Here is a 26,313-nt window from a genome sequence, read left to right as displayed (position 1 = left end):
ATTTCCCCAGTAACTAAACCAGTTCGAATACATTCCGAGACGATGTGATCGAAGATCTCCTGAAAAATATGGCTTTCTTTAAATCTACGACGGCTCTGTTCTGGCTCAGTGTGGAATGATCGGGAACAGTGTCAGTTAAGTCCAATCCTAAAAACCATCGATAGGCCAAATTCACTTGGATTTCTTGTTCCAACTTCCTTTCGGAAGGGATGCCATAAAGATACCCGATAAGGATCATTTTCATTAACAAAACTGGATCAACTGAGCGACGACCTACAGGCGAGTATAAGTGTTGCACTTTCTCATAGATAAAAGAAAAATCAATCTTATTACGAACAACACGTAAAAAATGATTCTCGGGTACAAGATCATCCAAATTTAAGAACATAAACTGGTGCTGTTTGTCTCCATCGATTCCCATCATGAGATAGCCCTCCAAAATAAAAAGAACCGTATAGAAATGATTTCTACACGATTCCCAGAAACCCCTATCTCTACGGCAATTTGTCAACAGCCCCTACTGGAGGCCTCTTTTTATTTTTTGTGTATTTCACCCTTTTTGTAGATAGTCAATCTGTCGGAGTATCGGAGGCTTCCATTCAGCCAATTCTCACAACCGCTCTCCATATGCACCTTCTTCATTTGTGAATGCTAATCTAATTATTGACCACTTTGCAGTATAACGCTCAAAAAAAAATTGACCACCTGAGCACCTCTTTCCTATATCTTGAAGTTGCTGAGACTAACAAGATATAGGAGGAAAGGAAATGCTTCAGATGGCTAATTATGAGTTTATCAGGAAACAGCACTTCGTGCTAGGCAAACCGATTCGTCAAATTTCCAGAGAGACAGGATATTCTCGGCAAGTCATACGTAAAGCCTTAACAACAACAGAAATTCCTGTATACAAGCTTTCTAAACCGAAGCCGAAACCAGTCATTGAATCCGTTAAACCAATCATCTTGGAATGGCTGCGTCAAGATGAACATGCTCCTCCAAAGCAGCGACATACTGCCAAACGCATCTATCAAAGACTCGTAGAAGAATATGGCTTCATAGGCGGCGAATCAACCGTTCGTGGCTATGTTAGACAATTACGAGTTTCTCCGCCAAAAGCGTACGTTCCTCTTGAATTCCCGCCAGGGAAGTTTGCTCAATTCGACTGGGGAGAGGTGGATATCCTACTGTTTGGAAAGCAAGTTACCGTCCAGGTATTCTGTTTGCGCTGCACGTATAGCCGGAAAATATTTATCCAAACATTCTTTCATCAAAAGCAGGAAGCACTTTTACAAGGTCATGTAAATGCTTTCGAGTTTCTTGGAGCCGTACCTCAAACCATTGTCTACGACAATTTAAAGACAGCTGTGAAAAAAATTCTGGAGGGGAAAAATCGAGAAGAACAGGAACGGTTTACCCAATTACGAGCACACTATTTGTTCGAAAGTTACTTTTGCGAGCCCGCAAAAGGGAATCAAAAAGGACAGGTCGAGAACCTTGTGAAAATGGTCAAACAGCAGTTTTTTACGCCAATGCCCTCCGTATCCTCTTTAGATGAACTAAATCGTTGGCTATTGGAAAAATGCGTGTCTTATGAAAAGACTAAGGTTCCGCGATCAACCATTACAGTGGCGGATGCTTTTATTGAAGATAAGGAGCGTATGTTGCCACTTCCGCCTCAGCCTTTAGATTGCTGTCGAATGGTAACCGTCAAGAGCAATTCGCTCTCCTTGATTACCTTTGAGCAAAACGCGTACTCTGTACCTGTTTCATATGCATCAAAGGAGTTAGTATGCCGAGTTTACGCTGATGATCTTGCGATCTATCATAATGGAGAGCTAATCGCTACCCATAAACGCTGTTTTGAAAAAGGAAAAGAGATTTTCGATTATGACCATTACCTCGATCTCATGTTGATCCGTCCTGGATCTGTTCTTTACGCTCGGCCCTTGCAGAAGGCCAAATTCCCTGATGTTTATCACCAGTTTCTAGATCGGTGCAAACATCGGTCTGGAGGAATGAAAGACTTTATTCGTATTCTCTTATTGCATCGGGAGTTCGAGCCCACCTTAGTGGAGAATACATTGCGCGAATCAGCCCAAAAAGGGATTTTCCAGTACGATGCCGTAAGGCAACTTCTTCCTCCAACGAACAATACCAGAGCATCGGGTTCCGTCTCTTGCTTTTGAGACTGACAGCCATGTCCCTGTTATCCGAGTAAAGTCCCCTAATCTTACTCAGTACAATGACTTGTTGCGAAAAAGGAGTGTGGTTCATTGAGTACATCATTTTTACTTGAAGCCTATGCAAAACGTCTACGGTTGCCCGCAATCAAGAAATCCTATAAGGAAATGGCTCATGATGCCATGGAGCGTCAAATCCCTTATGAAGATTTTCTCTTGGCTCTTTTGGAGCAAGAGGTTTTGCAACGAGATGCGAATCAAATTGCATCCCGCACCAAACAAGCAAAGTTCCCTACAATTAAAACCATAGACCAATATGATTTTTCAGTCATGCCAGCTCTAAATAAACCGAAGGTTCTCCAGCTTTCTCGTTGCGAGTACATCGAGAAGGCTGAGAATGTAATCTTTATCGGAAATTCAGGCACCGGGAAAACACATTTATCGATTTCCCTTGGGATGGAGGCTTGCCGTCACGGTTACACTGTTCAATTCTGGACAGCAGCCAAACTGTGTAATGAGCTGATGGAGGCGCAATCAGAGAGGCGCTTGCTTCAATTGGAGAAACAATGGTTAAAAGTCGATCTAGCCATTCTTGATGAGGTAGGCTTTGTTCCTTTAAGTAAAACAGGTGCTGAGCTACTATTTCAATTTTGTGCTGCTCGTTATGAAAAAGGAAGCATGATCCTTACTAGCAATTTGGACTTCGCTAACTGGACTCAAGTGTTCAAAGATGAACAAATGACGGCCGCTTTAGTGGATCGACTTACACACCGAGCTCACATTTTTGCAATGAACGGTGATAGTTACCGATTTAAGCAAAGTCTGAAGCAATCGTGATCATGAAAAAGTTACCCACCCGTCGGGTGGAATAATTTTTGCCATGGTGGTCAATTTTTTGATGAGCACGGTGGTCAACATTTTGATTGACATTCACATTCATTTATTCAAAATATTGTCAATTTAAACCTCCATTCGACAATTTCTCTTAAAGTTAGAGGATCTTCTTTGTGATAAGGTGGTATATATTGGGATTTTAGGAAGGAGATGATAGACACCTCTTTTTTGCAAGAAATGCTACAACAATTGACCTCTACTCGATGATAGTTTCCAAACAACTTTTATCATGAAAGGTTGATGTTCATGTTTAAAAAAGCACTTATTATCCTGTCATTAAGTTCAGTCGTCGTAGTACCCTCTCTAGCCACACAAGTCCAAGCGGCAGCGCTCCCTGCACAGGAAAAGGCAACCACCTACGCTTCCAATAAAAACATCAGAAGCGCCACGTATGGAGAAGAAATTTGGGTGTCGCTTACCTCACCTATTCCAGCCGGATGGGTTATCGTTAGAACATTAGGAACGCAGAACCTGATCAGGAATGTGAACGGTGCTTCTTATGGCACGGAGGTAGAGGTGCTGCTAGCTTCGCCTATCCCCAGCGGATGGGTCATGGTTCGAGCCTTTAGAGGGTCGAATGTCATCAAGAATGTGAACGGTGCTTCTTATGGTACGGAGATAGAGGTGATGCTCGCCTCGCCTATTCCAGTCGGATGGGTCATGGTTCGAGCCTTTGGAGGATCAAATGTAATCAGAAATGTTCATGATGCTTCGTACGGCACGGAGGTAGAAGTGATGCTCGCTTCCCCTATCCCAAAAGGATGGGTCATGGTTCGAACCTATGGAGGATCGAATGTGATCAGAAATGTCAATGGTGCTCCTAACGGAACGCAGATTGAGGTACTGCAAGCCTCGCCTGTTCCTGAAGGATGGATTATTCTCAGTTCAGGTGGAAAATCAAAAGTAATCAGGAAAATTGGCTAAAACAAAGAGTACATGGCAATGTATCTAGTCCGCGAGCTGACGTCGAAATGAAATCGGCATCAGCTTGTGGGCTTGTAACAACATGTTCGGAATGAATGTAAAGCCACCGCTAAAGTGATCACAAAATACGATACTTGGTTTAATCAAGAATTTAGATCTAACATGTTTTGTAAAATTGTGCTTGTTAGCGCGATTCCTTCGATACATCTCCCCCTTGCCTCCAAATATTCAGCTTCTTTCTCGAAGAGGATGAACCACGGCCTGTTCGTTTCGCAGCCTCTCCTGTGCTGCCGCTGCCAGCACAATTATCATGGAATGGGATTCCCAAATTGGTACTCAGATAACGCTGCATGGAGCAATATCCATTATCAAGGTAAACCACCTGCAAAACTTATCCTGTCTGGGCTTCGGATACTCGGGGGAAATAAGATTTATTAAGATCGTGTAAGCAGCGGCTCTTTTTTACTTTAATGCGGCGGTGTTATTCTTGTTAGGAACATTACCAAAGTACCCGCCATGAACTCATAAGATAATTTCCATCCCTTAGTGGTATCCTCATCATTAGTTTTCGGAAATGATAGATTCACTTAATCCTTTCAGCATAACAACCATCGAGCCACTCCTTATAGTGTTTGAAACATAAATCTGGGATTCGAAAGGTAGTTTATATGACTCTCTCAATACAATTGGTACTATTAGGTTTCATCACAGGTCTATTAATCTGTATTGCTTTTCCAGTTCTTCAAAAGGAAGCGACCCTGATGGGATTATGGATGATTCTGTGGAGTCGTATTAGTTTACGAAAAGGCTCTGTTTATGGAATCTGGAAGCTTTTCACTTACATAACATTAGTGATTGGCTGGATACTTTTGCTTTTCGGGATACTTCTGACAGCCTTAGCGTACATTTTCTAAATTACCGTTGTGTTAAGCTGTTTCCCCATTCCTGCAATAATCCATGCCTAAAAAGGATATGGACATCATTTTCGAGTTATTGGAATGTCTTCGAAGCAATAAAGAAGAGCAGCGAATTGATTTTCTAATCTAGTCAAAATACCAAATTTGAAAAATTGGAGTATAGCCCTTGTCCCCTTCGTGACCTCCTGAATATTTTGGTACAAGGAGGTGATCTCTCATGGCAACAGCACCGATTACTATCGGAGCAAATAGCATTGCAAAGATCGGAAACCGATTTTTCTTAATTGTTGAAGTGGAAGCAAAGGCGCCAGGTGTTGAAATTGACCCTGTTTTTGCGGTTCGTACAACGCCCCAACAAGCGAGGGCGCTCATTAAAGCAGGTGTAATGCGCACTATTATTCAGAACACACGACCGCGAGCTTGTCCTGGATTGAAAGTTGAATTTAAAGGTGTACTTTTCGCCAATGGTCGGTTTTTCTCAGTCTTTGACGTTGAAAACTCAACAGATATTTCAGTACTTGTTAGAATCAGCCGTGAACGTGCGCAAAGGCTTATCCGCAATGGAGCACGGAGAATTAAAGTTATTAGAAGACCTTTCTAACGATTTCGCTTAAAATCTGTTAACCTGCACAAGATTAAACTTATCTTGCTGCAGGTTTTTTTATGGAGTTTCACCTCCTCAAGATTGAAATTAAGGTTGTCAATTTAACAAATCGTGTGTTAAATCCTGTTAACAGTTCCACTTGTGACCTTTCGGATGATAATCCAGTCTAATATGTTAAACAAAAATAGCCTCTGGTGCAGAAAGTGGTGATACAAATGAGTTTAATCATTACTGTAATTACCTTCGTTATTGTAGCTGCAATATTTTGGTGGATCTTTACATCAATTAATAAAAATCAATTACCAAAAAGAACAGATTTTACCCCTTACGACGATATGATGTCTGGGCGTGTTAAGAGAGATCCGCTTTACTCGTTTATGAATCAGGAAGAGAAAGAAAAATAGTTTGTTTCCCATGTAAATCACCACTCTTTCAACAGTATCGATCGCTCCTTGGTAAATAAAACAGCACCGGTACCGAAAAAGGGTTCTAGATAAGTTGTATGACCCGGCATATGACTGATAATCCAGGTCAGCCATGCTCCACTTGCCCGGGGTAGTGCAAAATTCGCGTTATTTTACTCACCTGTCGCGCCTCCTTCCGCTTCGTTTATCTCTGTGAGCAAGAGATAATATTACTATCCTGATGCTTTCTATTTCTTACACGCGCCTAATTAAATTGAAAATTCAGAAAAGATCGTATGCAAATACCCACTTCCTTGTGTTACTATTTAATAGAAAGTTAAATTCATCCATAAATAGGAGGTGATTAGGAATGTTCAAAAAACTACTTCAAAAGTTAGGTAGTCAACCCCAAGCTAGATGTACTCCTCCCTGCCTTTGGTTTCCACCCTACACGAAATGCATGTGTCCAGACTAAGTGAGATATTACCGAAGAGGCTATCCCAAAGACCATGAAAATGGTAGAGGGATGTCTTTTTTTCATCCATGTCTTTTTATCTAATCGAGCTGATTGTTTATCATAATTGAGCACCGAATACACTCAGCAGCCAAAGAAATTCAATATTTACATAGGGGTATCCGGTAAAACAACATAAAAAAACCCTCCCTTCCGACCAAGGGAAGAAAAGGGAGGCTGGGTGGACTGGGTTCAAATCTCTAGTTCACCAAGTCGAACGAGTTCGACTACTGCCTGAGATCGACCTTTGACACCTAATTTTTGCATGACATTACTAATGTGATTGCGCACAGTCTTTTCGCTGATGAAGAGTTGTCCGGCAATCTCTTTGGTTGTCTTATCTTGGACCAAGAGTTCAAACACTTCTCTTTCGCGATTCGTTAACAACGGCTTGGTTTGGTCGCTACCCTTCAATCGTGCCACCCCTCCTTGTGGGCTCTACAGGAACAAGGTTGAGGGATTACAGAGTCACCTTATCCTATGATGGGGGGTGGGTGATGGTGCCGGAATTTCAAGGATTTTAGGCTTTTGCCTTACATCCTATTCAGAAAATGGGCAATGGGTTCCGAACACCGATGAGAAACCTCTTCGACATCCGCCGTGAATTTTTCCGTTCGAGACGACGATAGCCGCCAGTTGTTCCCCGTTCAGATCGCGACGAGGTCGCCTCGCCTGATGAGATTGCCATCGGAACCCAAGGCCAACACCGCCCCCGACACTCCAGTCTATTCATCCGAGACATATACTGCTCCCTACAATTCGACTTCCATTCCACTATTTTTAACCCAATCAACCAAAAGTGCCCTTGATTCGTAAAAATCAAGGACACCACAACTTAAATAAATGGGGTACGACTATACGTCTGTTCGAACTTATCACGCAATCCTTTGGCCAGTAGACTAAAGGAACCGATTGCAAGCATATAGGCAGCAAGTGGGATCAGGAAAATCCACGTGTAATTCGTGTAGACAAAGCTTCTGTAAGTGCCGAGCAGTCCTGCCCATTCATGTGTGATCGAGTGAAACTCAACCGGGTCATAGTACATAGTCGTGCCACCTACATAAAGACCAAATATCCCGAGAAGCCCCATCAACGTCATGGTTGCAATCATCTCTGTCACCAGAACAATGACCAGATGCTCCTTCAAATGCGGCAGGATGTGGCGAAAGATGATCTGATCCCGCCCGGCCCCCAGCGAGGTCGCAGCTAATACGTACTGCGATTCCTTGATTTGCTCTGTTTTTTGCCGGATGGACGCAGCTACCGAAGGCGTCCCTAGCACAGCCACGACCACTATGAAAAACAATACGAGCGTAAACGTTGGCAATTCAGGATTGATATTGATTCCTTTCAATAAAAAATAGACAGGAATAAATATAGGCATGTATCCCCAAGCGTTCTCAATCGCAATCCACCAACGCTGCTGCTTGTCCAATATTCCAATATTCAGTCCGATCCATGCTCCCATCAATAATCGCAATAACGCAATCATGAGCGTAATAAAAATGGTGTACGGTGCCCCATGGAGCAGCTTTGTAAGCAAATCATAGCCCCATTTATCCGTACCCAACAGATGCTCGCTTGACGGTGCCAAAGGAGGCGAAATGATCACTTGCTTCCCGTTCACCATCTCATTACGCACTTTCGCCTGGTAATCGATGTCATAGGGGGCTAAATAAGGTCCGGCTACACCAATAATGATTAAAAATAATACCAAGATACTGCCTAGCCATAAAAACCAATTGAACCGTTTCCTCATACCATACCCTCACTCATTCCAAAAGAAGTCTGGGTTATTTATATACAACCGCGCGTTCAATCACATACAAAATGAGACGAATCAATACATAGACCAAAATGGATAACAAAATAATACCTAACAGTCCCATGACAGCAGCATTGAATTCGTAACTGCCATCTTTGCTAAAAATAAAGCGGGTCAATCCTACGACGTTTAATAAGTACTCAACAATAAACAAGTTGGCTACCGAAATCGCAATCGTCTTCTTTAAATCAGCAATGAGAAACGGCTTGATATTTTTATAGACGTGGTGAATGAGAACATGCCAGATCCCCATCCCCTTGGCAAGAGCTGTTTTAATGTAGTCTTCGCCGCCGATTTGTGCATACTTCAGACTGACTACCTTCATGAGAAAAATCGTTGGTCCAATGGACAGTAGCGTGATCGGAAACCAAGTACTCTCAGAGTCACTTACAGGTGACAGGGTGATAATTCGAATGTTCGTCATCTTGTAAAACCCGACCGCACCCACAATCGAAACAACGATCAGGATAAAATCAGGAATGGTGGCAAGTAAATTCAAAACCTTTTGAAATTGACGTACAATCCGAAAGCGCTGCAATAGCAATCCAAAAATAATACTAGCAAGAACGGCGACAATCACACTTGAGAATAGTAGTTCAAAGGAGCTAATTGCAAATGGGAGGATATCCTCTGCGATGCTCCTTTCCGTTTGCCCGGAATAATAGGTTCCGAGGGAGCCCTCTGCAAACTGCTGAATCAGATATACCGCACGAACTACGATATTTCCCGGTTCAACCACGATTTCTTCCTTTTGCGTATATAGCATGAACGGCCCACCGCAAACAGCGATAACCAGGAAAAACATCCCAATTAATTGTTTTACATAGGTCAAGCTCTCATACCCCCTTACTATTTCCAACAATACACTATCTATTAAAAATCATCTAGACAATAAAAAATATTTTATTTTTTTCTTCTATTCAAACAGAAATAAAAAAGTGGCTGAGCAGGATAGCCTGTCAACCACTTCTCCATTCATGGGAACAGTTGATTCGAAAAAGATGATAGCTGATCGATTACTTCGTAGAAGAAGTAGCTACACGCAGCTGCTCATTTTTCATGAGAAGATTTTGAATCGAAGCAGTGAATGGTTTTCTTACTCCGTCTTTCAAACGTGGTACCATTGGAATCATCTGATAGACCTCCCTTCTGACAATATCTTCTTAAGAATAGCATTTTTCCTTATTTAACGTCAATTGCGTCCATTCCCAGATAGGAAGCGAGCGGATTGATTTCGGATAGGTAGATGTTTTCTTGTCCATAATACCCCTCCTGCTCCCCTGCAAGCTGTGCAAATTTCGAATAGAGCCGGTTCAGATAAATATGATTAGCATCTGCATGAAAGGTTACTTGTTTCACGTGTTCATTCTCTTCCTGTACCTGTCTGATAAGATGGCGAAAGCCTTTTAAAAATACCCTGCTCCTTCGATATTTTTCTTCAACGATGACGGAATGGATATAGCAAATTTCTCCCTCTGGGTCTGATTGCCTATCTGCTGTCAAGTATTGATAATGGCCCCATCCGATCAATTTACCTCGCTCGTCTTCTATGAGGATCAAATGAGAATCCGGGAGAAACGTCAAAATATGAACGAGCGTGTCACTAAGGGAAAACATACGGCTAAATTCCAATCGATTGCGCATAAAGAATAGCGTGAATTGGGCAAAATCATTGTCACTGGTACATTTTCTAAATTGGACATGCATCCTTTACACACCGCCTCTCTTTTTCTGTTGGTTAACGTATCACTTCTACCGTTCCGCGTGCGAGGAGATGAAACTTCTCTGCTGCTTCTCCCATAGTCTTCTATAATAGCCCCGCTTTTGCAACAGTTGAGAGTGTGTCCCTTGCTCCACAAGTTCCCCCTGCTCCAATACAAATATTTGATCCATGTCCGTTATGGTCGACAAACGATGTGTCACCGTAATGACAGTCCGATCGCTGGAAAGCTTCGCAAAGGTCTTGTTTATAGAAGCCTCAGAAATGGGATCGAGAGCAGAAGTTGCTTCATCCAGAATGAGTAGAGAAGGATTGCGAAGAATCGCTCGAGCAATGGCAAGTCGCTGCCTTTGTCCCCCCGATAGATTGCTACCCCCATCCAAAATTAGTGTCTCGTACTTGTCTGGTAGACTCATGATAAAATCATGGATCTCCGCTTGCTGTGCAGCCATCCTCAGCTCGTCGTTGGTCGCATCGAGCTTGCCGAGCCGGATGTTTTCTGCTATTGTTCCGTGAAAAAGAAAGTGATCCTGAAAGACGACCCCTACATGGTTGCGGAAGGCTCCCCGATTCCTTTCATCTAGTTTTGTGCCGTTTATCTCGATATGACCAGAACTAGGTTGATAAAAGCCTAATAGCAGCTGAATGATCGTGCTTTTTCCAGACCCGCTGGAGCCAACTATCGCAATTTTTGACCGAGCTGGAATCTGCATGTTGATTTGCTTAATAGATAACTGATTTTCTTGATAGCCAAACGTAACGTTTTGTATGGACACTTCAGTCGTACGCAAATCGATCTGTTCGGATGAAGAATGGTCGACTTTTTCACTAGGTTCATTCAGCACCTTCTGGATTCGCTCCATACTGACTTGTGCATCTGTCATCAGTGGAAGCGTAAAGGTCAGATTAAACACTGCATTCCCCATCGACGTATACATGGTGAAAAAGGCGACAAGCGAACCGACAGAGATTCGCCCGGTGAGTGCCAAATAAGAACCGAAGCCAATAATCGTAAAGTTGATGAGTAGTAAGCATAGCGCAGGAATTCGTTCCAGCTTCGCTGCCATCAAATTTTTGCGATAGTTTCTGACCAACAGCAATTCGAGTCTTTCCATGAATTTATCAATCATGACAGCTTGCAGGTTGAACCCCTTGATAACCATTTGCGCTTTCGTATTTTCCTGAACATCATTCGTCATAGCCGCGAGCTGTTCTTTATAGGCAGCATTGATTGCGTGGGCACGTCGTCCAAGCAAATAAGGGCCTGTAAAGATCAAGATTGCCCCAACCAAAATACACAGCGCCATCACCCATTCCAAATAAAACAACACCATTGTACTAATCGTCACGACCACCAATGACTGAATACCTGTCGTGAAGAGAATCGCTAACGATCTGTCAATGACAGGCAAATCCACTGAAAAGTGAGAGATCAGTTCGCCCGAACGCGTTTTATGGAAATAGCTGACCGGCAAATGCTGCATATGCGCAAACAGTTTTTGCCGCAAATCATTTTGCACACGTGCATTTAGTTTTGCCAGCACATAATCACTGATCATTCCAGCACTGATACAGATAAACCCGCTAACCGCCAAGACGATCATGATAACGGAGAAAACGTGCATATCTTTGGGAACAATCGCTCTGTCAATGATTATCTGGAAACTGAGAGGTGCCAAGGATAAAAAAAGTAGATCAAGTGCAAGCGTGAGGAAAAAAAGGGAACTCAGGAGCTTATAGGGGCGTATGTAGCTAAACAGGTTTTTGATGACGAACAGCATCGTAACGTCTCCTTCTTGGATTAGAAAAATGGTTCATGGTGAAACCTGGCCGCATAGGATTGCCAAGCCCGAAATGAGGCGCGATATTCATCCAATGGACCGTTTTCCGTTTCCACAGAAGCTACTCGATCTGCAATCTTGGCAAACAATTTGCGTAAAGAGTCGTCTGAGGAAGTCCAGAATCGAAACTCCTTCACGTCCTCCTCCATATAGGCGATATACTCGGTTACATACTGAAGGGCATGCAAAAAAAGGCGACTGCTGCGATACTGTTCCAAAAAATGGATTACCTGAATTTGAACGATATGCTTGTCTTCGTACTGATTCTCACCTGTCCCGTAAATATATGAAAAGGCACCGATCACTTCATCGTCATCGTTGAAGCAAAGAAATGCTTTCCCCTCCATTAAAACGGGACTCGCCAGAAAACTGAGCGCCACAGGAAAGGAATATGGCATGCGAAGCTGGTCGTAGTTTTCCAATAAAAAGGCCATGTATTTCTCGTAATACATCTCAGCTGAGCAGATCGAGAAGTAATGATCCATCTCTTTTTATCCCTCCTTTGAATGATAAAGCGTGGGTACGTATCCTTCACAAAAAAGACGGCCATTAGCCGCCCTATCTTATCACAATTATTTGAATATCCAGTCTGCCCATGTCATGAAGATCGAGCGGTGCAGTCAATGCTGTCCCTGCCATGTCTTTCAAGTCATGCTGGTGTAGAAATAAGGGCGGGGTAATGTCTACAATAACACCTCGATTGGATAAAAGCGTACTCGCATTCCCGGAAATCATGTTCCCTAACTCGGAAATGGCACTTTTTCCGAGCTCATCCATCTCTTGCACGGGATAGCCGCCCATCATGGCCGAGACAATGCGCAAAGCCAATTCCTCTTGCAGACCGAAAAAGACCTCACCTTGTAATTGGCCTGTCATTCCGATTCGAATCCATGTATGGCCTTCTACATGGCTCCATTCTCTTTCAGCTAACTCTCCACGCGAAATGTCGACATTGCATACTTGTTGAATCACGGACGAAGCTGATTCAAGAAATGGATCAAGGTACTGGACTATCATCTGCATTCTCTTCCTTTCCCGGGCAATTCACTCTCAGAGGTTGAACTCGTATAGGACTATCATAATGTCGATTTTTGGCAGATGCAATAGGATTACGAAAACTTCCTGGGTATAAGGTCACGGAAACAAGGTTTACCAGGAAAATATTCCTCTACTTTTGTCTCATGACCAATGGTATAGATGGCCGTACACGTTCGCAAGTCTACTATCTCTACACCAATCTCATGTGTACTCAATTGCCACATCGGAAGCTGGACTCGATCAAAGGCAAAAACAGTATCTCCAAATGCCAAACATTCCTGTATACAGCGGACTTCATCGTAATCCTCGTCGGCCTCAAGCAAATGAACGGGTTCCAAACCGAATTGTTCGATCAGATGAATGCGATCCAACAATTGCTCTGCCCCACGTTTCCTTTTGGCTGTCCTTCTTGGTGAGAGCACCGGGTACTCTCTCGTAACATATTCCCAATTGATCCCGTGGTAAAACATCGAATAGTATCCTCCAAAAAAAAATTTGGCCCGGCAATAGCTGTTTATCTGCTACTGACGGGCCCGCTACCCTATTTCTTCTTTCCGACGACGTTCATCTCCGCTCGGGCTTCCCTCCCCAGCGCATCGGTGGCAACAACCGTCACTTTTTGCTTGCCTTCCTCTACCTCATGAAGCACCAAGCGAAATAGCCCTTGATCATTCGCGTTGGTCTGAAAGCTTTTTGATCCATAGTTGATTTGGAGGTTAACAGCACCAGCACCTGTCACTTTCCCTTCGATGGGCAGCGCTTCACCTTCCTGCCCTTCTAGCTGTTTGTTCGGTAGCTGGATCGTCGGTGCTGGCACTGTTCGCGCCTTGTAGGATATACGCTGCTCGCCATTACTTATGACGACCGCCCCTGAATTGGCATCGACATACGCATACACCAGCAACATGCTTTGATTGCCTGCCCCGTCTTTCCCTTCGAGCAAAATGCGATTTTCTCCCTGCTTCATGTTCAAAATTTGCGTTACGTATTTTTGTGCAGGGATTTCCAATTGCTCTTCTTCAAAGTAGGACACGATTTGCCCATTGATGCTTACTTGACCTTTGTATGTTTGATCTCTGTATAGGAAACGGACCGGAACGAGCATGTTCTTGGTTGCTGGATCGAACTGTACGTCTTCGCTACCATCGTTTAGCAATTGCAATATCGGAGGGCTCGTATCAACGATGACCCGCTGCGTGAATTGGCGCTTGTTTCCATACATATCCATTGCACTGTACATCACATAGTTGAGACCTTCCGTTAATCGCAGGATGCTTTCAAAGGAGCCATCCGTCGCCAGCTTTACAGGCGTTTTGTTAATCGACAAGCGCACCCTGTCCATCATATCCTCGCCTGTCACTTTGCCCCTGAAGGCCACATCTGGCTGCTTGGATATTTTCAAATAAGGAAACAAATCATCCGGGAACTCCACAAATGGCGGGGTGCTGTCGCTTTTCCCGTTTATATGTGCCACACTGATATTCCCCGCGTAATCATGCGCTACCACACTCATTTTTTTATCCGGCTGATTAATGAGTGTGCTGGACACTTTTGGAGAATAGGGGCCTCCTACCCTTTTTCCGTTTACATAAAGGAAATAGGCCTGGATATCTTTATCACGGCTACTCCATTGAACCCGGTTACCTGACACAGAAGCTGTAATCACAGGAGCTTTTGTATCCACGCGGATGGGGAGGGTCATCGATTGCCAATTTGCATTGCGGTCGTCTATTTTGGCCTTAATAGAGAAGTGGTACTGTCCATCAGGTGCCTGTATGTAGGCCCCTTTTTGCGGTGAAAAGATCTTTCCGTCCCAGCTCCACGCTTCCCTTTCCGTATAATAGTATGGCGTCCCTAGCTTGGACTGGTCGAACTTGCTCACCTTTTCATCGCGCACAAGAGTGCGAATCGGCTTGCCTGACTGATCGGTTACTTCGACGATAATATGACGGGCATTGCGCAAAAATGTAATCGAAGGAGCAGCGACATCGTAATGCCCATCCCCGTTTGGCGAAAAGGCGATATGATTGGGGTCGATTTTCGCACCGCCATCGGCTTTGACACCTGTCACTCCTAGATAATCCCGATAGCGCCACTTGTCATTGCGTTTATCGTGATACCAGCTCGTCTTGACACCTGTTCGTTTTTCCTGACTTTCTGCCTCCCATACGGGCTGATCCATGATCCTTGGCTCATCCCAATCACCGTAAAACCCATAAAACGGCGTGCGCAACGTAGGTAGCTCTTTATCATCTGGTTGAAAGGAAATAAATCCTTCTGCAAATTGATTGCGTGCGGAGCCTGGCGGAATCGTGAGCGTTACCTTCACTTCCTCTAGCTTCCCTGGCGCAACGGTAATCTTCGGGGCGGAAAATTGCAGTTCTGCCCCCTCGAAAAGAGTATCGGTCAGCATGTTGAGCCCATTCTTGCGCAAGTCAGTCAAGACACCAAACTCATTTTGCAACTGATACGTAATCGGCTTTTTGCCAAACTTGTTATTAATAAACAGAGAAAAGGTCGTTGAATTCCCAATCTCGCCTAACGAGACGCCTGCTTTTCCTTTTGCAGTCACAACGATGGCTGGAGTCTTGATCGCTTTTGCGGTTTGCATCAACCCTGCCCCTTGAACCCGAGGACTGTAAGGTACTTTTTTTGCTTTCTCTTTATCCGCTGCTGGTACGCTGATTTGCGGATCGATAATCGGTTCTGCTGTATTCATGGCCGCAGCCTTTAACGTATCGACAAGCGATCTGCCTTGCAGGTTCCGCCCTTGCTTGAGATAGCCTTGCTTCAGCAATGCCATCCCGCCTGCCACATGTGGCGTTGCCATTGAGGTGCCACTTTTCACGGCATATTCAGACTCTCGCGTGAGTGACAGGATGCCCCCGCCTGGAGCTGCAATCTCTGGCTTGAACTGCAAATCGGGCGTTGGTCCCCATGATGAAAAAGCCGAGATTGTTCCTCCGTCGGGATATGGCATTGGATTTTGTCCATATTCACCGTTAAAGGAGACCGTCACTTTCTTGCCTTTTTTAATCGCTTGTGCCATTTGCTCGCCCATGTGCTTCAAAATAGAAACAGCCGGGATTTGTTTGGCATGCTCCGCACTGATAATCAGGGGTCCCATTTCATTGTTATAGATGACAGCACCAACAGCCCCTGCTTCTTTGGCGAGACGTAGCTTTTCGTCGAATGAAATGTCGCCTCGCTCGAGCAATACGACTTTATCTTTTACGGAAACATTGTAGTCTTCCTTCTTCCCTTTCCCCATATAGACGAGCGGATACGGCTTCATCAGCGTCATGACTGGGTTTATTGCACCCCCGCCTTCCACATAGCCCGATAAATACACAACTTTCTCCATACCAGGTACCCCTTGCACCGTGAAGCTATAGCCGGCCAGTGCTGTTGCGTTAATAGAAGCAACCGAAAACGCATCAGGACTCAAGCCTGGAGAACCGATCATAGCGATATCCGGATTCTGTGCTCGTACCTTATCACTGCCGAAATACGCATCATTGCCGGCGGCTGCCACTACTACGATCCCATTATCGACTGCTCGCTTTACTGCCATTTGCTCCACATTTGTTTCATCCACATAACCCGCTGAGGAACCGAGACTCAAATTGATGACATCTGCTTTTTTCGTAATGGAATCATTGATCGCAAATAAAATCGATTCACCTAGCCCAGGAACCTCGTTTTGATAATTGGAAAACACTTTTTGGCTGATGAGCTGGGCTTCAGGTGCAACCCCTTTTACTTTTCCGTTCGCACCAATAATTCCCGCAACATGGATACCGTGCTGAGATTCCGATACGTCTTCCGTTGTTTGTGTACGGTCAGCCCAGTTAAAGCCAGGAATCACCTTCTGGGAAGAGCCTGACTTTTGCATGGCTGAACGCTTATCATGCGGGGCAGGTAAATCGGGGTGGCGCGGATTAATTCCCGTATCGATCACCGAAACGAGCATCCCTTCCCCTTTTACCCCCGCTTCCTCCCAAGCCTTAGTCGCCTCAATCATTTCCAGCGAATCGACTGGTGCAGATTTTAATTGCTCACCTCGCAGTAGCAGTTCTTGTCGTTGCCATTCATCTGCCGTCGTTTTATATTCCTTGCCCGCCTTGCCTGTATGTAATGGCTCGTGCATTTCCGCGAGATCCTGCAAAATCTGCGTACGAATGGTCGCCGTTCCTTCAAACGCTGTTGTGCTGACAGTCGTTGCGGGAAGCAAAGCCAATATCAATCCAATGCTGCATACCTTTTTCTTCATCGTTTGCCTCCTTGCTGGAAGTCATTCCATTATGTTTTCAGTTTTCACTAGGAATGGCTTGGGTATTCCCTTCTTTTATCGAAGGTTGACAAACGAAGTAATTTCAGCCAATATTTAATTGCGTTAAATATTGCATATCAAATATTCCCTTTTACGAAGAAATAGATCAAATAAGGAGATGATACGAGCATGCCCTCCCCCTCTACAGATACGCTTGAGCGCTTGCAGGAGGCGTTTCGTACCATTATGCGCACGATGGGAACACAATTAGCCGAACCTGTCTCTGGTTTAACCGGCCCTCAGTTCTACATTCTTTATCAGTTGGAACAGAAGGAGAAATGCACGGTTGGAGAGTTGGCTGAATCAATGGGAGTCAAACCAAGCGCAATCACAGCAATGGTCGACCGATTGGATAAACACGGCTTCGTCGCCCGTGATCGTGATGAGGAGGATCGCCGAGTTGTTTACATTAGCTTGCGTGATTCTGGCAAAAAAATTCTGCAAGTAGCCAAGCAGAATCGGAGAGAACAACTAAATAAAATGTTTTCTCACCTTAGTGAGGATGAACTCCAGCAGTTCGTCAGCATCTTTGAAAAGCTGGCGATGGCGGCGGTTATCGAGACGAATTGAATAAACTCCTTGTACGTTGATATTGTGGTGGGGAGGAAACAGGAGAAAACGCTCAGATTCTAGGGCCACCCCCTGGGGGATTGACTGCACGACTCCATGCAAAAAGCTAAACCGCGGCCAAAGTGGTATCCTCAGGATGTTTTTCAGAGGTGGCCGATAAGAGCGTGTTTCGCTTTTTGCATTGCGTCTCGGTCGGTGTCCCTAAGATCTTCGCTGTTTTCTCCTGTTTCCTCTACGATCTTTCCCTATTTAAACGGGCTTTTAAAGATTTAAAAGAATTGAAGAAATGTCCTCAGTTACGACAGAGAAGAATATTTCCAGACGTAGCGACTTGTGGAGTCCTACCGAGCGGAGAAGGGATTCGCGGGCAATAGAAACGCAACCGTGCCCACGCGAAGTAGCGGCTACCAGTTTTGCGTTTCCCCGCGAATCCCTTCGGAGCGGACAGTCTCAACCCCCAGCAGGACGGAGCCTGGAGCCTAGTCTGGAAATATTCTTCTCTCCACTACAGCGACATGAAAAAAAGGCGTGCATTCCGGATCACCGGTGCACGCCTTTTCTATTGCAAACAATTAGGAGAAGAAGAACTTCTTCACTGCATGTTTGGTTGTTTCTTTGTTCATGTGAGCGATCGAGGTTGTCAGCGGAATGCCTTTTGGACATGCTTGTACGCAGTTTTGCGAGTTACCGCAATCACCGATACCGCCATCTTCCATCAAAGCTTCCAGACGCTCATGCTTGTTCATCATACCCGTTGGGTGCTGGTTGAACAGACGAACCTGCGAAATTGCGAACGGACCGATGAAGTCAGACTTCGCATTCACGTTCGGGCAAGCTTCCAAGCAAACACCGCACGTCATGCACTTCGAAAGCTCGTACGCCCATTGACGCTCCACTTCCGGCATGCGAGGACCAGGTCCCAGATCATGCGTACCATCGATTGGAACCCACGCTTTTACGCGCTTCAGCGCATCGAACATGCGGCTGCGGTCAATCGACAAGTCACGCTGTACAGGGAAGGTGCTCATTGGCTCAAGACGGATCGGCTGTTCCAGTTTATCTACCAGTGCCGAGCACGCTTGACGCGGTCTTCCGTTAATAACCATCGAGCACGCACCGCATACTTCTTCCAAGCAGTTCGATTCCCAGTTTACTGGAGACGTTTTTTGACCTTGTGCGTTGAGTGGATTACGTTGGATCTCCATCAAAGCACTGATCACGTTCATACCAGGACGGTAAGGGATTTTGAACTCTTCCTTGTACGGAGTGCTGTCAGGGCCATCTTGACGAGTGATAATCAAATGAATCAATTTTTCTGCCATGATCAGTTTCCTCCTCTCTTATTTCTTGTCAGACGTATAGTCACGTTTACGTGGTGCGATCAGGGATACGTCGATGTCTTCATAGTAGATTTCAGGCGCAGTCGTTTCAGCATTGAACTTCGCCATTGTCGTCTTCATGAAGTTTTCGTCATCACGCTCAGGGAAGTCAGGCTTGTAGTGAGCACCGCGGCTCTCGTCGCGCTTGAGCGCACCGATTGTGATCGCGCGGGACAGTGCGAGCATGTTCCACAGATGACGGGTAAACGCCGCACCAGAGTTGCTCCATTTATTCGTATCGTTGATGTTGATTTTCTTGTAGCGTTCCATCAGTTCAACGATCTTATCATCCGTTTTTTGCAGACGGTCGTTGTAACGTACTACCGTTACGTTGTCAGTCATCCACTCACCCAGTTCCTTGTGGATCAGGTAAGCATTTTCTGTTCCGTCCATTTTCAGGATGCTGTCGTATTTCGCTTGCTCTTTGCTTGTGAAGCTGTCAAAGAGCGTGGAAGACAGGTCATCAGAGGATTTGTTCAAACCTTTGATGTACTCGATCGCTTTTGGACCTGCTACCATACCACCATAGATCGCGGACAAGAGGGAGTTCGCACCCAAACGGTTTGCACCGTGCTGAGAGTAATCGCACTCACCTGCTGCAAACAAACCAGGGATATTGGTCATTTGGTTGTAGTCTACCCACATACCACCCATGGAGTAGTGAACCGCAGGGAAAATCTTCATTGGAACTTTACGTGGGTCATCCCCAACGAATTTTTCGTAAATCTCGATAATACCGCCCAATTTTACATCCAGTTCTTTTGGATCTTTGTGGGACAGGTCGAGGTATACCATGTTTTCGCCGTTGATACCCAGCTTCATATCTACGCAAACAGAGAAGATTTCGCGAGTCGCGATGTCACGCGGAACCAGGTTTCCGTAAGCAGGGTATTTATCTTCCAGGAAGTACCAAGGCTTACCGTCTCTGTACGTCCATACACGACCACCCTCACCACGAGCAGACTCGGACATCAGACGCAGCTTGTCGTCGCCCGGGATTGCAGTTGGGTGAATTTGGATCATCTCACCATTGGAGTAGATAACCCCTTGTTGATACGCCGCAGATGCTGCTGTACCAGTATTGATAATCGAGTTCGTCGATTTACCGAAGATGATACCAGGTCCGCCTGTTGCCAAAATAACGGCATCCGCACGGAAGGATTGAATTTCACCGGAACGCATGTTCTGTGCAGTAATCCCGCGACAGGTTCCTGTATCGTCCAAAACGGCTCCGAGGAAATCCCAATATTCGTACTTGGTTACCAGACCTTCAGCTTCATAACGGCGTACTTGTTCGTCCAATGCGTACAAAAGCTGTTGTCCAGTTGTCGCACCCGCAAAAGCGGTACGGTGATGCTTGGTTCCCCCGAAACGACGGAAGTCCAACAGACCTTCTGGCGTACGGTTAAACATAACGCCCATACGGTCCAACATATAAATGATGCCAGGTGCTGCATCGCACATTGCTTTAACTGGCGGTTGGTTTGCCAAGAAGTCTCCGCCATATACTGTATCGTCGAAGTGCTCCCATGTGGAGTCGCCTTCCCCTTTGGTATTTACCGCTCCGTTAATACCGCCCTGCGCACAGACAGAGTGGGAACGTTTTACCGGAACCAGGGAGAACAGCTGAACAGGAACGCCTTTTTCTGCTGCTTTGATGGTAGCCATCAAGCCGGCCAAACCTCCACCGACAATGATCAGTTTACCTTTTGCCATGTGTTTTGTCCCCCTATCCCTACAAAATGAAAGCCGACATCGCACGCAAGCCGATGAAGGTCACAATTACGAATACGCCCAAAGTCAGGAATGTTGCAATGCGCTGGGAACGCGGCCCAACTGTAATTCCCCAGTGAACCAGGAACGACCACAGTCCGTTGGAGAAGTGGAACGTCGTGCTAATAATCCCGATTGTGTAGAATACGATCATTGCAGGACTGCTCAAAATATTTGCCATCATGTCAAAATCCACATGTGCACCCATTGCTTTTTGGATGCGGGTTTCCCAGACGTGCCAAACGATAAAAATGAGGGTAATGACTCCTGTAACGCGTTGCCACAAGAACATTTGGTTTCGGAAGTAACCGAAGTTCCCTACGTTTTGCTTTGCTTGGAACGCAATGTAAATACCGTAAACAGCGTGAAACAGGATCGGGAGGTAGATGAAAACAAATTCAAGCACCAATACGAATGGAACATTTTCAATCAAACCAACTGTTTGATTAAAAGCTTCGGCTCCACGGGTCGCTTGGTAGTTGGCTGTCAAGTGAAACAGCAGGAAGAGCCCGATCGGAAACAAACCAAGAAGTGAGTGGAGCTTGTGACTGAGAAAGCTATGGCCTTTCGCCATACAATGGTCCCCCTTTCAATGTATGTAACTCTCAATTTTGTGAAAAACGTCAAGCATCACCGCAAGCGGTCCAAAACGGCTTCGACCGTTTTGATAGACCTTTCCCCAATATCCTAACCCATTGCCTCACCCATTAGACATAGCAAAACCACCACGATCATTTTATGAACGGGATCTTGACGCTGTTCACCAAATGACTGCGTTCACTAGATCAAATGAATTTGTCGGAATGTGTCAAAATACGAGAAAAAGTTGGGCAAAACTATGACCAAATCCAATTGTACTCTTGTCGACACAGAGCGTCAAGACAATCAATGTACTAAATACATTGATAGAATAACTTTGTTTAGTCCAGCTATTTTTTCTATTCCGATGTCATGAATGCGTGTCCCTCCTCATAATCTAGTAAAGACAGGAGGGAAGCACATATGAAAGAGAAGGATCAGCTTGCAGCACTGTTGCCGACAGAGACCATTCCCTACGCAGAGAGAATGAATATGCCCTATCTTGGCTATCATCTCCTACGCGAAACGCTTACTAGCACCCTGCTAGGCGATAGCGAAAACCATATACTCTATTGGATAGGAAAAAATATGGGCCGCCAAATCCCCATTCAATCTGCAACAGGCCCGATTATGCCTTTTATTCGGCTTGGATTAGGCCAGCTAGACGTCCTGGAGGAGAACGGGCAAACGATCGTCTATTCACTCACTCATTCCATTTTTAGCTATCAGTCTATAGAAAGACTAGGATGCAGTCTTTCCTTTGAAGCCGGGATCATCGCGGGTATGATTGAGCAGTGGAAAGAAAAAGAAGCGTTCAGCAAAATCGAAATGGAAAGCCCTTCGGACATACGCATCTCTGTACAAGTGGCGCCATGAACAAAATGCCCCCTCTACCTATAAGAAGGGAGAGGGAGCATCTATCTTTTTATACTCCGTGCACAACCGCGGTTTCCTCAACATCCAGACCATAGGCCGAATGAAGACTGCGAACAGCCAGCTCTGTCAAAGCTGCTGGAATGACGCAAGAAACCTTGATATCAGAAGTTGATACCATTTTAATAGAAATTTCTTTTTCTGCCAGAACGCGGAACATTTCGGCAGCTACCCCTGGATTGTTGATCATTCCAGAGCCAACAATGGATACTTTGGTCAAGCTTTCCTCGAAATCGACTTTTTCAAAGCCAAGCTCGTTTTTGTTTCTGTCCAGCGTATCCAGTGCTTTTTTCAGGTCATCTGCTGCAACTGTGAAAGAAATATTTGTAACAGTAGCATCATAAGAGCTTTGGATAATAATATCGACGTTCACTTGATTGTCCGCCAGCGTATTGAACAGACGGGAGAGCGTCCCGACCTTGGCAGGCATGCCGACAACCGTGATTTTGGCTACATCTTCATCGTGTGCAACTCCACTTACTACTCTTCCTGTTTCCATGTTGGCAACCTCCTCAACGTACGTACCATCTTCGGCAGTAAAGCTAGAGCGGACGACCAGCCTTACCTTGTATTTTTTCGCAGCCTCTACTGACCTAGGATGAAGAACCCCTGCACCGAGGTTCGCCAGCTCCAGCATCTCATCATACGAGATCGTATCCAGCTTGCTCGCAGCTGGAACCATTCGCGGATCAGCTGTATACACCCCGGACACGTCTGTAAAGATTTCGCATTTCTCAGCGTTCAAGCTGGCTGCAAGTGTAACCGCAGATGTATCCGATCCACCGCGGCCGAGCGTCGTAATTTCCCCTTCGTCACTGATCCCTTGGAATCCTGCCACGATCACCACACGACCACGACCGAGCTCAGATTGAATCCGCTCTGGATTAATCTGCTTGATCCGTGCTCTTCCGTGAATCGCCTCTGTGGTGATTCCAGCTTGCCAGCCCGTAAGAGAAATGGCATCGTAGCCTTTTGTATGCAAGGCCATCGACAAAAGCGCGATCGATACCTGCTCCCCCGTGGTCAGCAGCATATCCATTTCACGCTCGGATGGGTATGCGCTAATCTGCTTGGCCATGTCTACCAACACGTCAGTAGATTTCCCCATTGCAGAAACAACAACTACCACATCATGCCCTTCCTCTTTATAGCTGATAATTCGATCCGCAACTCGTAAAATTCGCTCAATGGTACCTACAGAGGTGCCTCCGTATTTCTGCACGATCAACCCCATGCGGCTTCTCTCCCTTTTTCTCATATCCAATATTGGTATTTATCTCGTATCGTATGGTTTTTCACTATTCTCTCTATAAGGAAAAGTCTTGCATTTTTATTTTACAAAAAAGGCACCGACAAGGAATAAGACCTGCCGCTGCCTACTGTTTCGACATACCGGTTCCTCCCTCCCAATACACGCGGACAACGAAGATTGACAGTTATCACCATCAAAACTCACATTGACACACCGTGAGATAGCTCTCCATCTGACAATTGGTCATTGTGCAGATGACAGTCCTGCATTTGTTCAACGCAGACCCAGCATGGAGAAAAGCGGGTTTCCCCCCATACTTCGGCGAATTCCCCTTTCCCGTCCCCTTCACAGATACCCGATCTCAGGGTGGTACTCTTGGTTTTCGCGCCTCTACCTCACTCCATAATGGAAGTGAGGCTAACTATTCTGTTTGAATCGGATTATATCATGAGTCTAAAAATGGATCAATTCCTTTTTAGAGCTTGTTTAAAAAGTCACACTGGCTATGTGTCCAGCTTGCGCAGATGCCCGATGATTTCTTTTGCCAGCTTGTCGCCGATTCCCAATTGGCGGAAGTCCTCAACGGTCGCCTCGCGCATTTTTTTCAACGAGCCAAAATGAGAGAACAACAGCTTCCGCCGCTTTTCACCAATACCCGGGATCTCATCCAACTGCGAGGAAAGCATTGTTTTTGTCCGGGATTGTCTGTGGAACGTAATAACAAAACGGTGGACTTCATCCTGGATACGCTGCAACAAATAAAATTCATAGCTATCACGTCTAAGATTTACAGGCTCTGGCGGATCTCCGTACATGAGCTGAGCAGTGCGGTGCTTCTCATCTTTCGCCAGACCACAGACAGGAATATAGAGACCTAGCTCGTTTTCCAGCACGTCCATAGCTGCACTGATTTGGCCTTTACCACCATCGATCACAATCAGGTCGGGCATTGGCTGGTTTTCTTTCAGCAGACGAGAGTAACGACGGCGAACGACTTCGCGCATGGAGCCGTAATCATCTGGTCCCTCTACGGTTTTGATCTTGAATTTGCGGTATTCCTTTTTGTCAGGGCGGCCGTCTGTAAACACAATCATCGCAGACACTGGCTCTGTTCCCTGAATATTGGAGTTGTCAAACGCTTCAATTCGATGAGGAACCGGAATCCCTAAAATGTGACCGAGATTGTGTACTGCTTGGACCGTACGAGCATCGTCCTTGGACATCAGCGCGAACTTCTCCTGCAAAGCAATACGGGCATTCTCGGTAGCCATCTTCACGAGCTCATGCTTTTTGCCTCTTTTCGGAGCATGGACTTTGATGCCCAACCACTCAGCCAAAAGCTCCGGTTCACTCTCTTGCGGGAGCAGTATTTCTTTTGGCAGCGCATTTTGCTTGTCGAAGTAGAACTGGCTCACATAAGACATGAAGTCCTCGGTTTCGCTTCCATAGTATGGAAAGGAAGTCGTCTGACGCTCGATCATCTTCCCTTTTCGCATATAAAACACCTGGATGCACATCCAGCCTTTTTCCACGGCAAACCCGATAATGTCGCGGTCTATCGTATCGGTGAACGTGATCTTCTGCTTCTCCATTACGGCTTCGATGCTCTTGATCTGATCACGATATTCCTTAGCTCGTTCGAACTCCATGTTTTCTGCGGCTTGCAGCATTTTTTCCGTGAGGGTTTGCTTCATTTCCTCATGACCACCATCGAGGAACTGGCTGATTTGATCCACCAAACGCTGGTTTTCCTCTGCCGATACCTCGTACACACAGGGCGCAAGACATTGTCCCAAATGGTAGTAAAGACAAACCTGCTTGGGCATATTGCGACATTTTCGCAACGGATAGAGTCGATCCAGCAGCTTCTTCACCTCGGAGGCATCTCCGGCATTCGGATAGGGCCCGAAATACTTGGCTTTATCTTTTAATACCTTACGGGTAATCTCCAGGCGTGGCTGCGCCTCGTTCGTAATTTTGATGTACGGATACGTCTTATCATCGCGGAGCATGACATTGTAGCGCGGGTCGTGCTCCTTGATCAGGTTGCACTCGAGGATAAGCGCCTCAATCGCTGAGGATACCACAATGTACTCAAAGTCCACGATCTCACTGACCAACAGCTGCGTCTTCCCGTTATGACTGCCTGTAAAATATGAGCGGACGCGGTTTTTCAGCACCTTGGCTTTTCCGACGTAAATGATTTCCCCGCTCGCATTTTTCATCAGGTAGCAGCCTGGTTTATCTGGCAGGACGGCCAGTTTATCTTTTAAGGAGCTGTTCATGGCTGCTCCCTCCTCTTTGCTCTATATCTGCCTAGCATCTATTTGTTCTTGTGGATTGGCTTTTCCAATACATACAGTTCATCTTCTAAGGAACTCATCCGTTCCATCAGCAGCTTGCGGCTGTCTTGCACCCCTTGATTGTAATAGAAGGGGCCGAGCTCTTTTGAAAAAAAGGCAATCAACTCTTCCGTCTCCAAATTGCCGAGTGTCTCCGACCGTTCTTCTTTAAAATAGCGTTGTACTTGATGAACAAGATATTCCATTTGCTCTCTCGTCAATTTGGTTGGCATCGTATCCGGCTTCCTTCCCATTTCGCATCATAAGAGAATATACGTTCTATCCTTCATA

At 45.5% G+C, this 26,313-nt stretch carries 24 protein-coding genes and 1 riboswitch; of the genes, 7 read left to right on the top strand and 17 right to left on the bottom strand.

Annotated features, from left to right (window positions below; genetic code table 11):
* Positions 1 to 13: 13 nt before the first annotated feature.
* Positions 14 to 424 carry a transposase gene (locus ACUUHJ_RS09320; protein ID WP_472298751.1) on the bottom strand — a complete coding sequence of 137 codons (411 nt, stop codon included), beginning with the start codon at positions 422 to 424 and terminating at the stop codon, positions 14 to 16.
* 343 nt (positions 425 to 767) lie between these two features.
* On the opposite strand from ACUUHJ_RS09320, the gene istA reads away from it, so the two are divergent.
* The 5 genes from istA (at position 768) to ACUUHJ_RS09295 (ending at position 5,923) form a co-directional block, all read left to right on the top strand.
* Entirely contained in the window at positions 768 to 2,186 is a 1,419-nt protein-coding gene (istA, locus tag ACUUHJ_RS09315) for an IS21 family transposase (protein ID WP_472298750.1), read from the top strand.
* 87 nt (positions 2,187 to 2,273) lie between these two features.
* Positions 2,274 to 3,017, top strand: coding sequence for an IS21-like element helper ATPase IstB (gene istB, locus ACUUHJ_RS09310; protein WP_087349016.1), 744 nt, complete (start codon positions 2,274 to 2,276; stop codon positions 3,015 to 3,017).
* 303 nt (positions 3,018 to 3,320) lie between these two features.
* The gene (locus ACUUHJ_RS09305; RefSeq protein WP_472298749.1) at positions 3,321 to 3,998 is read left to right on the top strand and encodes a hypothetical protein; all 678 of its coding nucleotides are present in this window, start codon (positions 3,321 to 3,323) and stop codon (positions 3,996 to 3,998) included.
* Between the two features lie 1,134 nt (positions 3,999 to 5,132).
* Positions 5,133 to 5,516, top strand: a complete 384-nt coding sequence (locus ACUUHJ_RS09300) for a hypothetical protein (protein WP_289677019.1) — start codon at positions 5,133 to 5,135, stop codon at positions 5,514 to 5,516.
* A 218-nt stretch (positions 5,517 to 5,734) separates the two neighbouring features.
* Complete coding sequence (locus ACUUHJ_RS09295; RefSeq protein WP_087345463.1) at positions 5,735 to 5,923, top strand: hypothetical protein; 189 nt, start codon at positions 5,735 to 5,737, stop codon at positions 5,921 to 5,923.
* A 17-nt stretch (positions 5,924 to 5,940) separates the two neighbouring features.
* On the opposite strand, the gene ACUUHJ_RS09290 is transcribed toward ACUUHJ_RS09295, so the two are convergent.
* The 10 genes from ACUUHJ_RS09290 to ACUUHJ_RS09245 all read right to left on the bottom strand — a co-directional run bounded on the left by ACUUHJ_RS09290 (position 5,941) and on the right by ACUUHJ_RS09245 (position 17,134).
* Positions 5,941 to 6,033, bottom strand: coding sequence for a hypothetical protein (locus ACUUHJ_RS09290; protein ID WP_436406354.1), 93 nt, complete (start codon positions 6,031 to 6,033; stop codon positions 5,941 to 5,943).
* Between the two features lie 596 nt (positions 6,034 to 6,629).
* Positions 6,630 to 6,851, bottom strand: coding sequence for a helix-turn-helix domain-containing protein (locus ACUUHJ_RS09285; RefSeq protein ID WP_003387736.1), 222 nt, complete (start codon positions 6,849 to 6,851; stop codon positions 6,630 to 6,632).
* A gap of 421 nt (positions 6,852 to 7,272) precedes the next feature.
* A complete protein-coding gene (locus ACUUHJ_RS09280) occupies positions 7,273 to 8,196 on the bottom strand; it encodes an ABC transporter permease (RefSeq protein ID WP_472298748.1) in 924 nt (307 codons plus the stop codon).
* A 34-nt stretch (positions 8,197 to 8,230) separates the two neighbouring features.
* Positions 8,231 to 9,094, bottom strand: a complete 864-nt coding sequence (locus ACUUHJ_RS09275) for an ABC transporter permease subunit (protein WP_472298747.1) — start codon at positions 9,092 to 9,094, stop codon at positions 8,231 to 8,233.
* 350 nt (positions 9,095 to 9,444) lie between these two features.
* Positions 9,445 to 9,969, bottom strand: a complete 525-nt coding sequence (locus ACUUHJ_RS09270; protein ID WP_472298746.1) for a GNAT family N-acetyltransferase — start codon at positions 9,967 to 9,969, stop codon at positions 9,445 to 9,447.
* A gap of 45 nt (positions 9,970 to 10,014) precedes the next feature.
* Complete coding sequence (locus ACUUHJ_RS09265) at positions 10,015 to 11,763, bottom strand: ABC transporter ATP-binding protein (protein WP_472298745.1); 1,749 nt, start codon at positions 11,761 to 11,763, stop codon at positions 10,015 to 10,017.
* A gap of 20 nt (positions 11,764 to 11,783) precedes the next feature.
* Complete coding sequence (locus ACUUHJ_RS09260; RefSeq protein ID WP_472298744.1) at positions 11,784 to 12,308, bottom strand: hypothetical protein; 525 nt, start codon at positions 12,306 to 12,308, stop codon at positions 11,784 to 11,786.
* Between the two features lie 73 nt (positions 12,309 to 12,381).
* Positions 12,382 to 12,840, bottom strand: a complete 459-nt coding sequence (locus ACUUHJ_RS09255) for a chemotaxis protein CheX (protein ID WP_056497752.1) — start codon at positions 12,838 to 12,840, stop codon at positions 12,382 to 12,384.
* A 92-nt stretch (positions 12,841 to 12,932) separates the two neighbouring features.
* The gene (locus ACUUHJ_RS09250) at positions 12,933 to 13,331 is read right to left on the bottom strand and encodes a hypothetical protein (RefSeq protein WP_289677012.1); all 399 of its coding nucleotides are present in this window, start codon (positions 13,329 to 13,331) and stop codon (positions 12,933 to 12,935) included.
* Between the two features lie 71 nt (positions 13,332 to 13,402).
* The gene (locus ACUUHJ_RS09245; protein ID WP_472298743.1) at positions 13,403 to 17,134 is read right to left on the bottom strand and encodes a S8 family serine peptidase; all 3,732 of its coding nucleotides are present in this window, start codon (positions 17,132 to 17,134) and stop codon (positions 13,403 to 13,405) included.
* Between the two features lie 189 nt (positions 17,135 to 17,323).
* Between ACUUHJ_RS09245 and ACUUHJ_RS09240 the strand changes: the two genes are divergently transcribed.
* Positions 17,324 to 17,764, top strand: a complete 441-nt coding sequence (locus tag ACUUHJ_RS09240; protein WP_472298742.1) for a MarR family winged helix-turn-helix transcriptional regulator — start codon at positions 17,324 to 17,326, stop codon at positions 17,762 to 17,764.
* A 572-nt stretch (positions 17,765 to 18,336) separates the two neighbouring features.
* On the opposite strand, the gene sdhB is transcribed toward ACUUHJ_RS09240, so the two are convergent.
* Genes sdhB through ACUUHJ_RS09225 form a run of 3 tightly spaced genes read right to left on the bottom strand, consistent with a single transcriptional unit; the run spans position 18,337 to position 21,490 of the window.
* The gene (gene sdhB / locus ACUUHJ_RS09235) at positions 18,337 to 19,086 is read right to left on the bottom strand and encodes a succinate dehydrogenase iron-sulfur subunit (protein WP_289677009.1); all 750 of its coding nucleotides are present in this window, start codon (positions 19,084 to 19,086) and stop codon (positions 18,337 to 18,339) included.
* An 18-nt stretch (positions 19,087 to 19,104) separates the two neighbouring features.
* Complete coding sequence (gene sdhA, locus ACUUHJ_RS09230) at positions 19,105 to 20,859, bottom strand: succinate dehydrogenase flavoprotein subunit (RefSeq protein WP_289677006.1); 1,755 nt, start codon at positions 20,857 to 20,859, stop codon at positions 19,105 to 19,107.
* A 19-nt stretch (positions 20,860 to 20,878) separates the two neighbouring features.
* The gene (locus ACUUHJ_RS09225; protein WP_087345430.1) at positions 20,879 to 21,490 is read right to left on the bottom strand and encodes a succinate dehydrogenase cytochrome b558 subunit; all 612 of its coding nucleotides are present in this window, start codon (positions 21,488 to 21,490) and stop codon (positions 20,879 to 20,881) included.
* 428 nt (positions 21,491 to 21,918) lie between these two features.
* Between ACUUHJ_RS09225 and ACUUHJ_RS09220 the strand changes: the two genes are divergently transcribed.
* Positions 21,919 to 22,371, top strand: coding sequence for a YslB family protein (locus ACUUHJ_RS09220; protein WP_472298741.1), 453 nt, complete (start codon positions 21,919 to 21,921; stop codon positions 22,369 to 22,371).
* 49 nt (positions 22,372 to 22,420) lie between these two features.
* Here ACUUHJ_RS09220 and ACUUHJ_RS09215 read toward each other — a convergent pair whose 3' ends face one another.
* The 3 genes from ACUUHJ_RS09215 to ACUUHJ_RS09205 form a co-directional block, all read right to left on the bottom strand.
* Entirely contained in the window at positions 22,421 to 23,662 is a 1,242-nt protein-coding gene (locus tag ACUUHJ_RS09215; RefSeq protein ID WP_289677004.1) for an aspartate kinase, read from the bottom strand.
* A 231-nt stretch (positions 23,663 to 23,893) separates the two neighbouring features.
* Positions 23,894 to 24,081: riboswitch (Lysine riboswitch) on the bottom strand.
* A gap of 102 nt (positions 24,082 to 24,183) precedes the next feature.
* Positions 24,184 to 25,965 (bottom strand): excinuclease ABC subunit UvrC, encoded by a 1,782-nt coding sequence (gene uvrC, locus ACUUHJ_RS09210; RefSeq protein WP_289677002.1) that lies wholly within the window; start codon positions 25,963 to 25,965, stop codon positions 24,184 to 24,186.
* A 38-nt stretch (positions 25,966 to 26,003) separates the two neighbouring features.
* Positions 26,004 to 26,255, bottom strand: a complete 252-nt coding sequence (locus tag ACUUHJ_RS09205; protein WP_087345418.1) for a DUF2164 domain-containing protein — start codon at positions 26,253 to 26,255, stop codon at positions 26,004 to 26,006.
* Positions 26,256 to 26,313: the final 58 nt, after the last annotated feature.

Source organism: Brevibacillus schisleri (genome assembly GCF_055685845.1).
The sequence above is the reverse complement of the archived record's forward strand: the minus strand, read 5'-3'. Positions and strand labels throughout refer to the sequence as shown.

Coding starts and splice junctions, on each gene's coding strand:
- ACUUHJ_RS09300 (WP_289677019.1), top strand. CDS start 5,133: ATGGCAACAGCACCGATTACTATCGGAGCAAATAGCATTGCAAAGATC.
- ACUUHJ_RS09295 (WP_087345463.1), top strand. CDS start 5,735: ATGAGTTTAATCATTACTGTAATTACCTTCGTTATTGTAGCTGCAATA.
- ACUUHJ_RS09240 (WP_472298742.1), top strand. CDS start 17,324: ATGCCCTCCCCCTCTACAGATACGCTTGAGCGCTTGCAGGAGGCGTTT.
- ACUUHJ_RS09255 (WP_056497752.1), bottom strand. CDS start 12,840: ATGATAGTCCAGTACCTTGATCCATTTCTTGAATCAGCTTCGTCCGTG.
- ACUUHJ_RS09320 (WP_472298751.1), bottom strand. CDS start 424: ATGATGGGAATCGATGGAGACAAACAGCACCAGTTTATGTTCTTAAAT.
- sdhA (WP_289677006.1), bottom strand. CDS start 20,859: ATGGCAAAAGGTAAACTGATCATTGTCGGTGGAGGTTTGGCCGGCTTG.
- ACUUHJ_RS09280 (WP_472298748.1), bottom strand. CDS start 8,196: ATGAGGAAACGGTTCAATTGGTTTTTATGGCTAGGCAGTATCTTGGTA.
- ACUUHJ_RS09305 (WP_472298749.1), top strand. CDS start 3,321: ATGTTTAAAAAAGCACTTATTATCCTGTCATTAAGTTCAGTCGTCGTA.
- ACUUHJ_RS09260 (WP_472298744.1), bottom strand. CDS start 12,308: ATGGATCATTACTTCTCGATCTGCTCAGCTGAGATGTATTACGAGAAA.
- ACUUHJ_RS09265 (WP_472298745.1), bottom strand. CDS start 11,763: ATGCTGTTCGTCATCAAAAACCTGTTTAGCTACATACGCCCCTATAAG.
- ACUUHJ_RS09220 (WP_472298741.1), top strand. CDS start 21,919: ATGAAAGAGAAGGATCAGCTTGCAGCACTGTTGCCGACAGAGACCATT.
- ACUUHJ_RS09215 (WP_289677004.1), bottom strand. CDS start 23,662: ATGGGGTTGATCGTGCAGAAATACGGAGGCACCTCTGTAGGTACCATT.
- ACUUHJ_RS09205 (WP_087345418.1), bottom strand. CDS start 26,255: ATGCCAACCAAATTGACGAGAGAGCAAATGGAATATCTTGTTCATCAA.
- istA (WP_472298750.1), top strand. CDS start 768: ATGCTTCAGATGGCTAATTATGAGTTTATCAGGAAACAGCACTTCGTG.
- ACUUHJ_RS09225 (WP_087345430.1), bottom strand. CDS start 21,490: ATGGCGAAAGGCCATAGCTTTCTCAGTCACAAGCTCCACTCACTTCTT.
- ACUUHJ_RS09245 (WP_472298743.1), bottom strand. CDS start 17,134: ATGAAGAAAAAGGTATGCAGCATTGGATTGATATTGGCTTTGCTTCCC.
- ACUUHJ_RS09290 (WP_436406354.1), bottom strand. CDS start 6,033: ATGCCGGGTCATACAACTTATCTAGAACCCTTTTTCGGTACCGGTGCT.
- ACUUHJ_RS09250 (WP_289677012.1), bottom strand. CDS start 13,331: ATGTTTTACCACGGGATCAATTGGGAATATGTTACGAGAGAGTACCCG.
- ACUUHJ_RS09270 (WP_472298746.1), bottom strand. CDS start 9,969: ATGCATGTCCAATTTAGAAAATGTACCAGTGACAATGATTTTGCCCAA.
- uvrC (WP_289677002.1), bottom strand. CDS start 25,965: ATGAACAGCTCCTTAAAAGATAAACTGGCCGTCCTGCCAGATAAACCA.
- sdhB (WP_289677009.1), bottom strand. CDS start 19,086: ATGGCAGAAAAATTGATTCATTTGATTATCACTCGTCAAGATGGCCCT.